Source organism: Bacillus sp. GMs2/2, from assembly GCF_050172095.1.
Lineage (GTDB): Bacteria > Bacillota > Bacilli > Bacillales > Bacillaceae_G > Bacillus_A > Bacillus_A cereus.
Window position 1 is genome coordinate 1 of sequence record NZ_JBNLYE010000127.1, and the last position, 11,738, is coordinate 11,738.

The window sequence follows — 11,738 nt, forward strand, 5'->3', positions numbered from 1 at the left end:
ATACAGCGACAAACACCCAAGAAACCTTTCATTTTTCTACCAGTTTAGAGTATAGAATACTAAAAAGGAATTAGCCATATGTAGCATTGGCTAATTCCTTCCTCTCTCTAACAGAATAGAGTTATAAACCTAGTCTTCAAATCCTCAATCAAAGTCTCACTTCTTCTTACCTAAACTTCATACCTCTGAACTCACATCGCATGAGACTCTATTAAGCACTGACCGCTCAACACTTAGCTAGAGCTTCTATTCCGGCTAAATAGAAGCTTTTAAAGCACTAACTTATCAACTAAACCAATTAGCTCTTGAATATCTGGCTTACTTACTTGAGCATTTGCTCCTACAGCTTCACCTTTATGGAATAATTCATTTGTAATTAATGAAGAGAAAATAATGACTGGTAAACGATTCATTACTTCACTATCCTTAACCACTTTCGTTAAATGATGTCCATCCATTTTTGGCATTTCAATATCCGTAATTAGCAAGTGAATATGTTCAAACATTTTTTCGCCTTGCTCTTTCGCTAATTTTTCAATTTGCGCTAACGCTTCTGCACCATTGCTGAAGAAGTTCATTTTCGTATATCCAGCTGATGATAATGTTTCTTCTAATATTTGGCGAAGCATTGCTGAATCTTCTGCAATATAAATTACTTTTTCAGCTCGATCTGTTTTTTGTTCTAACCCTGCAATTGATTTATTGTCATAACCAGTGCCGCTAATTTCACATACAATTTTTTCATAATCTAATAGTAAGATGATTTTTCCATCTAGTTTTACAATACCAGATGTCGTTTCTTCTAGTCCCATAGATAATGAAGCTGGTTCATCAATTTGTTCCCACGAAATACGTTGAATACGATGCACTTCATCAACGCGGAAAATAACTTTCATTTGGTTTAATTCTGAGATGATAAATTTCGTTTGATCAAGTGGCTTTGTTGACTTTAAATTAAGAGCCATTGCCAAGTTAATAACAGGTAAAATTTCACCACGTACTTGAACAACACCTTCAACTGCATGATGAGATTCTGGCACAGTTGTAACAGGGAATGGATTAATGATTTCACGTACTTTCATTACATTAATACTAAATAGGTTTTCACCAACAGTGTACGTAACAATCTCTAATTCATTTGTTCCGCTTTCTAATAAAATACTTTGTGCTTGTGACATAAAGGTGTCGCTCCCCTTCCATTAATTCCGTATATCTAATTATTAAGCTTTATAAAAGCGAAAAAGTCAACTACCTATATAAAAAATATAGATAGTCGAACGATTCATTTTATTAAAAAACAATTAATCTTGTATAAACGAAGCAAGTGCCTCTAATAAAACTTCTTGTGCACCTACAATTTCCGTCGGCATTGCTTCCCATTTTTTCGAAAGCTCCGTCTCTACTCTTATTCTCAGCTCAGAATTCATTTCTGCTAGCACATATTCTTTCGTTGCTATATCAACATCAAGTAGCGCAAGTGCATATAATTCCGGGTCATTTATTTCTTCGAATAATCGTTTTAATACTACCGGTGCTATATGTTTTAATTTTTCAATATGAATTTCCTTATCCGAAAATAGTAACTCATATTGAATAAACGTAACATTTTCTTTAATCACTTTAAAATAACAATTATTTTTTTTATCATTCACAAAATAACCGTTTGGATCTGCGATAATACTTTCTACTTTACGAATTAAATCTGGCAAACTATTCGCCGCCATTACAGTCCGCTGCTCAACCTCACTCGGCGAAATGAATGTAACGCGATACTTATTTTGCGCCATCCTCCTCACCTCTCCTTTTATAAAAATCTATCGTCACATTCTATCCAGAAGGCACTGTCCTACTATAAAATGATTATCTCATCTCCAACTATCTCAGTACGCCTTCATAGCTCTATTCTTACAACTAGGAGCTCTTCTGGACCATAACTGTTTATCCACACTAAACTTTGCTTATCTCTTTTTATACTACCCTAGTAACTCTCCATACCTTTGTCCTTACACACCAGTCGAGGCCCTATTAGGCACTAACCGCTCAAAAACAACGCTGGGTCCTCTCATCAACCCTAAAAAGAGCTTTTTAGATCTTTTTAAGAACTTTTCAATAACTCTATGTTATTAAACCAAAACGCTATCTGCTGATCTGTAATATTTGGCAACATAACAAAAAACTCACGACACTTCATCTCATCCTTAAACAGTTGATACTTCCAAACACTATCGCTACCAACACTTATGAAATAAAACTCATGGATACGGCCAATGATTGCTTGTTTTTCGCCAAATGAATACGGTGGCACTTGCTTAATTTCAAATTGATCTGGTAAATATACATGCTCTTCTCGTTCTATTTTTAATACTTGCTCGGCAAGTTCACGTTTATTTTCGAAAAAAGGCAATTGTAAAATTCGCTCTTGTCTTGTCATACGAATAAAAAACCCTTTCTACTCCATTACATTTTTTCCATGCGATATATATTATCGAATTAAGTTTACAACTTCATTTAATACTTCATCTGAAACTTTAATAACTTTCGCATTTCCTTGGAATCCGCGTTGATATAACATTAAGTCAACGAATTCTACAGATAAATCTACGTTTGCACCTTCTTGTGCACTACCACGTACTTTTCCTGCTCCATTTTGTCCAGATGCACCAAGAGCTAAAATACCCGTCGTATTCGTCGCTGTATAGTTACCATTACCAGTTTTCATTAGTCCGCCTTCGTTCGGGAACATCGCAACAGCTAATTGGCCAGCAGCTTTCATGCTTCCATCAGAATATTTTACCATCACATATCCACCATCAGCAATGAAGCAATCTTTAACAGTCGCCGCCGCTCTACCATCTACGCCTGTTACTGATAATGTTTTATCTGTTGGATGATTCGTTAAATTACTTAAGTCTAGTTTTATATTGCCGCCATTAAATGGAATATTAGCTGCTTGCTCTTTCGGACTTGGATTTCCAACAGCATCAAATGCCATATTACCGCCTGCACCTTCAACATCCTTAAACCCTTCTTTTTTCGAATCATTGCGCATCTGTACTTTATATGAATAATTATGTTCGCTCGTTTGTGTAAACTCCACACGCATCGTCCAAGTGTTACCAGCATTATCATATATAGGTATCTCTTGTGAGATTGCTTTTGCATCAGCTGGAATATTCCCTCCAACTACACCTTTTGATGTTCGAATACCACCAATTGCCGTTCCCATTGGAATTTGCAACGGTCCTGGAATTCCAGATAAATCAACTTCACCAGTTGCCTCATTTGCAGGGTATGCAAATACGTATTGACCTTCAGTATTCGTAATATAGTAATCTGAAGATATCCCAAACGTACCTTTACGAGTAAATTCCATATTTCCGCCTTTTGAATCACCTACAACGAAGAAACCATTACCTTCCATTGCTGCTTGTGTTTTACCACCTGTTAACGTAATTGTACCATCACTATAATCGGTAACCGTTCCGCTCAATTTTACACCGTTACCGATACTTTTTGGGTTTGTTCCAGCATATTTATCATCGGCTTTTGCACCAATCGAATTGTTATATAGTAAATCATCAAACATTGCTTTTTGCTTTTTATAACCTACTGTTTGTGCATTGGCAATATTATTTGAAGTTACACTTAATGCATTTTGTGTTGCATTCATCCCTGTAATACTTGTATATAACGCTTTAATCATAACGTATGGACACTCCTTATGAATTTGTAGTTTTTACTTCTTCAGTTACTTTTTGATCGTCTTTCTTTGCGTCTTCTGGATTCGTTTCCCCAATCGGTTTATCAGACACTCTCTCAACGAAACGAAGAGAGACAACTTTATTATTAATAACGAGCTGTACATCGTTATTTTCCGCAAGACGAACCGTTTCTACTTGACCGGTTACTTTGTTTCCGTCACCGTCAACACCTCTTACGTATTTCCCTAAAAACTTCATTCCACCATCAAGTGCTGTTGAATACATCGTTGATTGCAGCTTATCTACTGCTTTCGTCATATTCTGTACTTGTTCCATAAGAGATAACTGCGCTGTCTGATTCATCATTTGATTCATATCCATCGCATTAAATGGATCTTGATGTTGGAAACTTGATAAAAACAATTTTAAGAAATCATCTTTCCCCATTACCCCAGGAGTCTTTTGCGCTCCTGCTGAAACTCCATTACTTTGTTGCACTGGCGATTGTACACCATTAACAGGTACATTACTTTTTTGCGCTCCTGCTTGTAACGGAATATGATTTGTACTCGTTGTATTTAATCCAACTGTTGGCACGCTTTATTCCTCCAATAATCCCGCAAATTCTGTTGATTGTTGTTTTTCATGATTTGTATTTGCTAATTTCTGTTTTTGCCTTTGCTCTTGTTCTCGCTGTTCTTTGCGATTTTCATCTTTATCTGAATAGCTAATTTGAATATTGATTTCTTTTTCTTTTAACTTTAATCTCAATTCATCAAAAATGATTTCAACACGTTTTTTCGCATCGTGTTTTTCCATTTCTACGTGAACGTCAATTTGATCTCCGTGTTTTTTCATAAACAATGTTAATGTACCAAGTTTTTCTGGATTTAACTGGAATAAAACACGTTCTTGTTTCACTACAAATTTTTGCAGCGCTTCTACTTGCGCTTCCATTTTCTTTCCTAAGTCAGGTAATGAAACTTTCTCAGCACCACTATTTGATTTCCCTATTTGTTCGGTACTCGTCGTTTTATTTAATAATTCTGCACCTGCAGAGCTCGAATCGTTTAATGCATCAACTTCTGGCAACTCTACCTTTGCATCATCGCTCTCAAGTTTCGGAAGATCTACCTCTTTAAACTCTTCTTTTTCCTTTGCAATATTACAAGTTTCTGTTTCTACAACCTTCAATGCTTGCATCGTTTGCTCTGGCATCTTCATTTTGTCTAATACCATTTGCATTGTATCTTCTAAACATATAGCATTTTTGATATTCATATTTGAAAGAAGTTCTTGTAATTGTTGTAATTCAGCTGCAGGTAATTCATTAAGTTTAATATTGCCATATTCTTTATATAGCTCTTGTATTTTTTGTATGTATTGATATAACAATTCCGGCTGCACATGTAATTGCTCAATTGCAACCATTTGCTCAGATACAGCTAATAACAACTGTTCTGTCTCTTTTTTTTCTTCTTTCTTTACAATAGGTTCTTCTTCCGTTACCGATTTTTTAGAAAGAATATAATCTTTTCTCTCTTCTTTTGGTGCTTCTTCTCGTTTCGTTTTCTCCGTTTGCGGCTGTTTTTTATTTTCCATTCTCATCGTACGATCGAATGAAGAATCTTCATTTTTTGATTGTACTTCTAGCCCTTTTTCTTTTTGCGGAGGTAAACTTTGTTGCACCGGTAATACAGACTGTATCACTACATTCACCTCATCCATTCATACACATTTTCAAATCCAGAAGCATTTTTTCTTCCAGCTTTTCTTGTGCTTTCGCAAGCTTTTTGCAATCTTCTTGATACATCTCATCAATGACACGTTCTTTTTCTTTTACTTGCTCTAAAAGGCTTTCATTTTTTTGAATAAAACCTTCCGTTTTTTTAATTTTTCGATTCCATTCTTCTATTCTTTCAGGTGAAAACGTATGTGAAGAAAGCATGCCAGCCATAATACGTTGCCCAGTTTGTACGACTTTACTACGCGATTTCACAACATATAAATCATATTCTTTTTTTTGTTCTATTTTTCTTTTTTCAGCTGTTAATTCATACACTTCTTTTAAAATATGTTCTTTTTCTTGGTTTATTTGCAATTTTATTGTGTCGTACTGCTGTTTATCCACCTGTTTTCATAGCCCCTTTCTATTATAACGTTCTCTTTTTCTATTATATAGTTTTTTTCCAAAAAAATCTGCGAAATATTAAAAAACAAAAAAATAAGACCTCTTGGGCAGAGGCCTTATACTATATGCTGTATCGCTTCAACGATATCATCAAATTGGAAACTATCCGATCGACCTTGCTTTAAAAATGTATTTATGCCTTCTACTTTATTTTTACATTCAAAAATATAAGCATTTTCTTCATTTTCTTGAATCGTTCCTAGCTTAAAATACAATTCATTTTCTTTATAAATTGATAAAATCTTTCTCATTTCATTTGCAAGTTGCCAATGATGTGGCGAAACAATTTCTTCCATAATCCTACTTACTGAATCTAATACTGAAATTGCAGGGTAATGACTAAGCGTTGCAAGCTCACGCTTTAATACGATATGTCCATCTAAAATACCACGTGCTAAATCTGGTACAGGACCATTTAAATCATCCCCATCAACAAGCACCGTATAAATACCTGTTATAGATCCCTTTTGTGTTTTTCCGGACCGCTCTAACAACTTCTTCATATAACTTTCCATTAACAGTGTTTTACCACCAATCGGTAACTCTTTAACAGCAATATCAACACTTCTTCGTGCATCGGCAAAACGAGTAACAGAGTCCATCATAAGTAATACGTTATTACCTTGATCACGGAAGTATTCAGCAATAGACGTTGCAAGTTTCGCTGCACGAAGTTGCATAAGGTGACTTTCATCTGACGTCGCTACAACAACGACGCTTTTTCGCATACCTTCCTCGCCTAACTCTTTTCGAATAAAGTCTTTTACTTCCCGGCCACGTTCTCCTACTAAACTAATAACATTTATATCAGCTTTTGCATTTTTTGCTATCATTCCAAGTAAAGTTGATTTACCAACACCTGACCCAGCAAAAATACCAATCTTTTGACCGATACCAATTGTTAGCATAGAATCAATTGATTTTATTCCTGTTTCAAATACATCGGTAATCTCTTCACGTTCAAATGCATGTATAGGCGGTGCATCTAGTTTTATTTTCTGTAATGGAATGTTTTCAGCTTCCTCATTTAACACTTCACCATTTGCACTTAACACTTTTCCGAGCAAGTGATTACCACGTGGTACAACAACATCTTCTGAAACTAATGTCACTGAATCTCCATAACATACTTTTTCTGTCTGTTCAAATGGAAGTAGCATATTATTTTCTTTTTCAATGGCAATCACTTCACATAAGACGTTATGTTCTCCAACGAAGCAAACATCTCCGATCTTCGCTTTCGGCCCTTTTGCTACGAAAAACTGTTCTTGTACACTATGAACTTTGCCTACTTTCGTATACAGCGGTGTTTCAATGAACTTATTCCATTTTTCGTTCTCATTCATTAACAGACGGCTCATACATTTTGCTCCTCAAATAACTTCTCTTCTTCCCATTTCTGACGAAGTTTCGCAAATATAGGTGCAAATTTAAATTCAAAGAACTCTTTCTCTTCTTCCAGAACAAATTCACCAAACTGCAGGGAGAAATCATATTTCCATTCTACTAATTGTAGTAGCCAATATTCTTTCGTATTCTCCTTCTCTTCTTGAATACGTTCAAACGTTTCTGGATGTACTGTAATGATTAATTTTTCAAACGAAGTTGGCAATGTTTGCACGATGCCCGTTAAAATAGGTAACACATCAAGCAATCGTGAATCTACCGCTTGATTCACAATTTTTTCTGCTAGATGAAATGATTGATCCCATAATAACTCTGTCCATTCATATGCTATTTCTTGTTGTTCTTTTTGAAACTGCACACGCGTTGCTTCCATCTGTTCCACTTGTTCATGAATATGCATTTGAAATTGTTCTTTATCTTGTAATAACTGCTGACGCTCTCGTTCTAGCATTTGCTTCTCTTGCCTTAGCTGATTCATTTCCATATGTAATGATTCTTGCTGGGCGCGAAGTTCTGCATGATCAGCTTGTAATTCTTCCTCTTCTATTTGAACTGAAGCTGGTTTTGGAAATTGTAATTCATACGTTTCTTCAGAAAAAGAAACAGAATTCTTCGGAATTCTGTTTTTAAATAAGGACATCCTCTTCACCTCTTTGAACGATAATTCTTCCTTCTTTCTCTAGCTTTTTCACTGTACCAGTGATCGTTTGCTGCGCTTTTTCAGCATCCGTCATCTTAAGCGGTCCTAAGCCATCTAATTCTTCTAGAATCATCTCTTTACGGTTTGAAGACATACATGTAAATAATTTCTCTTTAATTTCTTCTTTTGCAATTTTAAGTGCTTTCGCAAGAACACCGTTATCTGTAATTTCTTCTAACACACGGCGAAGCGCAAGATCTTCAAGACCAAGTAAGTCTTCAAAGACAAACATATTTTCTTTAATTTTCTCAGATAACTCATAATCGACTTCATCCAGCTTTTGAAAGACTGTTTTTTCAACACCTCGTGAAACATTATTTAAAATATTTACGATTGTTTTCAAGCCATCAGTTTTATTAATTGCACTAAATGCCATATTATTTAATTTCGATTTTAACAACTCACCAATTTGGTTAATTAACTCACCATCAACTTGTTCTAGTTTCGCTATACCCATTACCGTTTCAACGCGCTTATGATCTGGCAATCTCTCAATTAATTGAGACGCAAGTTGTGGTTTAATGTACGAAGCGATAATTGCAATTGTTTGTGGTGACTCATCATTAAGCACTGTAAGAAGTGGCTCTAAATCTGTAAGTGAATTTAAGAACTCAAACGGATTATCTTTGTTATACCAAAGATCTTCTAATAATTTTTCCAGTTCGTCTTCTGGCATGTTTTTAAATATGCGACGAATGTATTCTTTATCTGGAGTGACTAAGTTCAATTCTTTTACATTTAGTTCATATAAGAACTCTCCTAGTACATTTTCTAACGTTTCTGGTTTGTATACACGAAACTTTGCGATTTCACGAAGTAATACTTCTTTTTCCTCAGCTGTCATATATTCTATGACTTTTGCTGCCACCCCTTCTTCTAATGTACGAATAAGGATGGCAGCTTTTTCTTTGGAGGAGATTTCATCTAACATCGTTGTTCCTCCCTTACTGTCCGTTTAACCATTTTTTAATTACTTTTGCAGTACCTTCTACATGTTCTTTCGTAGCATCCTGCACTTGTTCATCTAACGTAGGTTCTTTCGGTTCTTCTGGTTCAGGTTTTGGCTCTGGCACTATTTTTTCTTCAGGAATTTCCAAGATACTCTCATTACTTGCAGCCACTTCCTCTTCTGCTAAGTATTCTTCATATTCCTCTTCTTCTTTCTTTCTCTTACGTCTTGCTAATAAGAACCATACTAGACCACCGATTGCTAATAAGCCAGCTGTAATTCCACCGAATAACCACCAGTTCATACCACTTTTTTCTGGCTCTTTCTCTTTTTCGGCTTTCGGCTGATCGAACTGAACAGTTACAACGTTAACTTGACCATTTATAAAGTTACCGTTCGGATCAGCTTGAAGTCCTGCCGCTGTTCCAATCGCTTCTTTAAAAGTTGTCATATCAATTCTACGTTTTACTAACGTATCATTATCTACCCATACAACAACATTTGTTTTCGTTAATTCTGGGTGTTTCTTAATTGTTTCAACTGTTTTATCTATTTCATAGTTTTCGATTTTGTTACCATTTTTATTATCATAGACAACTTTACCATTTTGATTATTGTTCGTACCGTAGTTTGGCACTTCACCGTTCGCTGTAATACCAGCACCTTGCTTCGTATCTGCCCCTTCTTGCGCAGTAGAGCTTTCCTCTTGCTCTTGTTTACTACGAAGTACACCTTTATCACCATACTTTTCTGACTGACGTGTCACTTCATCGTAGTTTACAGATACTTTCGTATTCACTTTATATTCATTCGGTTTAAACATCGTCATTAATGTTGCATCAATATCTTGCTTTAATTTACCTTCAAGTTGGTGCTGCATCTCTACTTCTTTCTCGTAAGAAGAGGAACTACTAGAATGTGCTTCATCTGTCCCTTTTGAGATAACACCTTTTTTACTATCAATAACACTTACTTCTTCTGCCTTCACACCAGGAACTGCTGCACTAATCATTTGCTGTATACCTGCAACTTGATCAGCTGTTAACAATTGGCCACGCTTCACTCCAACCGTAATCGCCGCTGTTCCTTTTGCTTTTTCTTCATCAAAAATTGTCTCTTTTTCAGGCAATGTAATTTGAACATTTGCCGTTTCAACTGTTGCAAAGTTTCTTACAATATCTTGCTCCAATTGCTTCTTCGTACCGACAATTTGCTTCATTTTTTTATCTTGCTCACTTGAACCGAGCGAGCTTTCTAATAAAATTTCCTCACCGCTTTTAGAATTAAACGGTAAGCCCATCCCATTCATTTCTTTTCGAACCCATGGAGCATCATTCTTTTGCACACGAATCGAACCATCGGCCGCTAATTGATAATCGACACCTAACTTCGATAATTCTGCTGTAATCTCTTGTTTATCTGTATCATTTAAATTTTGATATACAACAACATATTTATCTGGCAAGGTGAAGTATAAAAGTGCTCCTGTTACAATCGCTAAAAGCGCAGCACCAATTACTAACTTATGCCACGTTTTTAATGATTGAATAACATTTTTCATCTTTTCCATTTAAACACACCCGTCCACTTTCCTAAATTTGCATATTAATTAGTGACTTATAATTTTCAATAAGATTATCACGTACGAGAGCAGCCGTTTTCATTTGAGACTCAGCTTTCTTTTGCTGAATTAAAACGTCATGTGTTTCTCCTACCCCTTTAGTTAGTAAATCATATACTGCTGTTTGTGCATTGTTTTGCGTTTGATTCATATCTTCCAATAAATCAATAAACTTTTTCCCCTCAACTACAGATGTTTGAGAAGTTTTCGGTGCACCAATTGACTGAATTGCTCCAAATGGTTGTGTATGTAACATTGGTTGGATTTTCATATTACTATCTTCCCCCTTATCCTCGGCCGATTTCTAAATCTTTATCAAGCATTTTTTTATTTGCATTTAATACACTCGTATTCGCTTCATACATTTTTTGAGCAACCATTACATTCGTCATTTCAGCAGTTACATCAATATTTGGATAACGTACATATCCTTCTTCATTTGCGTGCGGATGCGTCGGATCATACACTAAATTTTCCGTTTTGTCTGCTTCAATACTTTTTATTTTCACTCCGTTAGTAGGAGACCCATCTAACATACTTGCAAAACTATTGTTTGATTCTAGCACCACACTACGACGCTCATATAAATCTGTCCCCGGAGCCGCCGTTGTATTTGCATTTACAATATTGTTAGAAGTAACTTCCATCCACTTTCTCGCTGTCGTTAGCCCTGAGCCACTTGCATTAATTGCCTGAAACATTCGTTGTCTCTCCTTCTACTTTTAACGTCCGCGTGCCGCTTGGTTAATTGCATATTGTGTATTAATTGCGTTAATTGAAATACCGTATAACTGATTTGTTTTCATTAAATCTAGCATTTCTGTCGTTACATCCACACTATTTCCGTCTTTATTCGTTTGCATTGATTTTGTTTGAATCTTTGCATATGTATTTTTCGTATTTACTGTCGGCAAGTGCATTTCATTCGTTTGATATAAATCTGGATTGCTCTTTAAATCAGCCGCATTGTTTTTATATAATGCACTACTTTTTTTCATCTGCTCAGCAAATGTTACATCTTGTGCTTTATAGCCAGGTGTATTTGCATTTGCAATATTACTAGAAACAGTATTTCGTTTCGTCACTAAATAATTCATATAATGGCTTACATCACTCACTAAATCTGGCATATTCCACACCCTTCCTTTTCTAACGTAATGATCCACTGA

The 11,738-nt window shown here is 35.6% G+C and carries 14 protein-coding genes; all 14 read right to left on the reverse strand.

What is annotated here, in order from left to right:
* Positions 1 to 269: 269 nt before the first annotated feature.
* Positions 270 to 1,178, reverse strand: a complete 909-nt coding sequence (locus tag ACQGS6_RS16175; RefSeq protein WP_000075943.1) for a chemotaxis protein — start codon at positions 1,176 to 1,178, stop codon at positions 270 to 272.
* Positions 1,179 to 1,301: 123 nt separating this feature from the next.
* Positions 1,302 to 1,787, reverse strand: coding sequence for a hypothetical protein (locus ACQGS6_RS16180; RefSeq protein ID WP_000068298.1), 486 nt, complete (start codon positions 1,785 to 1,787; stop codon positions 1,302 to 1,304).
* Positions 1,788 to 2,095: 308 nt separating this feature from the next.
* On the reverse strand, positions 2,096 to 2,431 hold the full coding sequence (locus tag ACQGS6_RS16185; RefSeq protein ID WP_000198167.1) for a DUF3964 family protein: 336 nt from the start codon (positions 2,429 to 2,431) through the stop codon (positions 2,096 to 2,098).
* A 51-nt stretch (positions 2,432 to 2,482) separates the two neighbouring features.
* A complete protein-coding gene (locus ACQGS6_RS16190; protein WP_058839178.1) occupies positions 2,483 to 3,703 on the reverse strand; it encodes a flagellar hook protein FlgE in 1,221 nt (406 codons plus the stop codon).
* A 16-nt stretch (positions 3,704 to 3,719) separates the two neighbouring features.
* Entirely contained in the window at positions 3,720 to 4,298 is a 579-nt protein-coding gene (locus ACQGS6_RS16195) for a flagellar hook assembly protein FlgD (RefSeq protein WP_001143462.1), read from the reverse strand.
* 3 nt (positions 4,299 to 4,301) lie between these two features.
* Positions 4,302 to 5,411, reverse strand: coding sequence for a flagellar hook-length control protein FliK (locus ACQGS6_RS16200; RefSeq protein WP_426965310.1), 1,110 nt, complete (start codon positions 5,409 to 5,411; stop codon positions 4,302 to 4,304).
* A gap of 10 nt (positions 5,412 to 5,421) precedes the next feature.
* On the reverse strand, positions 5,422 to 5,832 hold the full coding sequence (locus ACQGS6_RS16205; RefSeq protein ID WP_000360855.1) for a hypothetical protein: 411 nt from the start codon (positions 5,830 to 5,832) through the stop codon (positions 5,422 to 5,424).
* Positions 5,833 to 5,948: 116 nt separating this feature from the next.
* The gene (fliI, locus tag ACQGS6_RS16210; RefSeq protein ID WP_000088693.1) at positions 5,949 to 7,253 is read right to left on the reverse strand and encodes a flagellar protein export ATPase FliI; all 1,305 of its coding nucleotides are present in this window, start codon (positions 7,251 to 7,253) and stop codon (positions 5,949 to 5,951) included.
* Positions 7,250 to 7,939, reverse strand: coding sequence for a FliH/SctL family protein (locus ACQGS6_RS16215; protein ID WP_050821747.1), 690 nt, complete (start codon positions 7,937 to 7,939; stop codon positions 7,250 to 7,252). Before ACQGS6_RS16215 ends, fliI begins: the two co-directional genes overlap by 4 nt.
* The gene (gene fliG / locus ACQGS6_RS16220; RefSeq protein ID WP_000883364.1) at positions 7,926 to 8,930 is read right to left on the reverse strand and encodes a flagellar motor switch protein FliG; all 1,005 of its coding nucleotides are present in this window, start codon (positions 8,928 to 8,930) and stop codon (positions 7,926 to 7,928) included. The genes ACQGS6_RS16215 and fliG overlap by 14 nt, the downstream gene beginning before the upstream one ends.
* 13 nt (positions 8,931 to 8,943) lie before the next feature.
* Positions 8,944 to 10,518, reverse strand: coding sequence for a flagellar M-ring protein FliF C-terminal domain-containing protein (locus ACQGS6_RS16225; protein WP_030024830.1), 1,575 nt, complete (start codon positions 10,516 to 10,518; stop codon positions 8,944 to 8,946).
* A 22-nt stretch (positions 10,519 to 10,540) separates the two neighbouring features.
* Entirely contained in the window at positions 10,541 to 10,840 is a 300-nt protein-coding gene (fliE, locus tag ACQGS6_RS16230) for a flagellar hook-basal body complex protein FliE (protein ID WP_000701672.1), read from the reverse strand.
* Positions 10,841 to 10,856: 16 nt separating this feature from the next.
* A complete protein-coding gene (gene flgC / locus ACQGS6_RS16235) occupies positions 10,857 to 11,270 on the reverse strand; it encodes a flagellar basal body rod protein FlgC (RefSeq protein ID WP_000484686.1) in 414 nt (137 codons plus the stop codon).
* A gap of 21 nt (positions 11,271 to 11,291) precedes the next feature.
* Positions 11,292 to 11,699 (reverse strand): flagellar basal body rod protein FlgB, encoded by a 408-nt coding sequence (gene flgB / locus ACQGS6_RS16240; RefSeq protein WP_001113104.1) that lies wholly within the window; start codon positions 11,697 to 11,699, stop codon positions 11,292 to 11,294.
* Positions 11,700 to 11,738: the final 39 nt, after the last annotated feature.

Bases quoted from the DNA above. Each gene is read 5' to 3' on its own strand.
- ACQGS6_RS16175 (WP_000075943.1), bottom strand. From the start codon at position 1,178: ATGTCACAAGCACAAAGTATTTTATTAGAAAGCGGAACAAATGAATTA.
- ACQGS6_RS16180 (WP_000068298.1), bottom strand. From the start codon at position 1,787: ATGGCGCAAAATAAGTATCGCGTTACATTCATTTCGCCGAGTGAGGTT.
- ACQGS6_RS16185 (WP_000198167.1), bottom strand. From the start codon at position 2,431: ATGACAAGACAAGAGCGAATTTTACAATTGCCTTTTTTCGAAAATAAA.
- ACQGS6_RS16190 (WP_058839178.1), bottom strand. From the start codon at position 3,703: ATGATTAAAGCGTTATATACAAGTATTACAGGGATGAATGCAACACAA.
- fliI (WP_000088693.1), bottom strand. From the start codon at position 7,253: ATGAGCCGTCTGTTAATGAATGAGAACGAAAAATGGAATAAGTTCATT.
- ACQGS6_RS16215 (WP_050821747.1), bottom strand. From the start codon at position 7,939: ATGTCCTTATTTAAAAACAGAATTCCGAAGAATTCTGTTTCTTTTTCT.
- fliG (WP_000883364.1), bottom strand. From the start codon at position 8,930: ATGTTAGATGAAATCTCCTCCAAAGAAAAAGCTGCCATCCTTATTCGT.
- ACQGS6_RS16225 (WP_030024830.1), bottom strand. From the start codon at position 10,518: ATGGAAAAGATGAAAAATGTTATTCAATCATTAAAAACGTGGCATAAG.
- fliE (WP_000701672.1), bottom strand. From the start codon at position 10,840: ATGAAAATCCAACCAATGTTACATACACAACCATTTGGAGCAATTCAG.
- flgC (WP_000484686.1), bottom strand. From the start codon at position 11,270: ATGTTTCAGGCAATTAATGCAAGTGGCTCAGGGCTAACGACAGCGAGA.
- flgB (WP_001113104.1), bottom strand. From the start codon at position 11,699: ATGCCAGATTTAGTGAGTGATGTAAGCCATTATATGAATTATTTAGTG.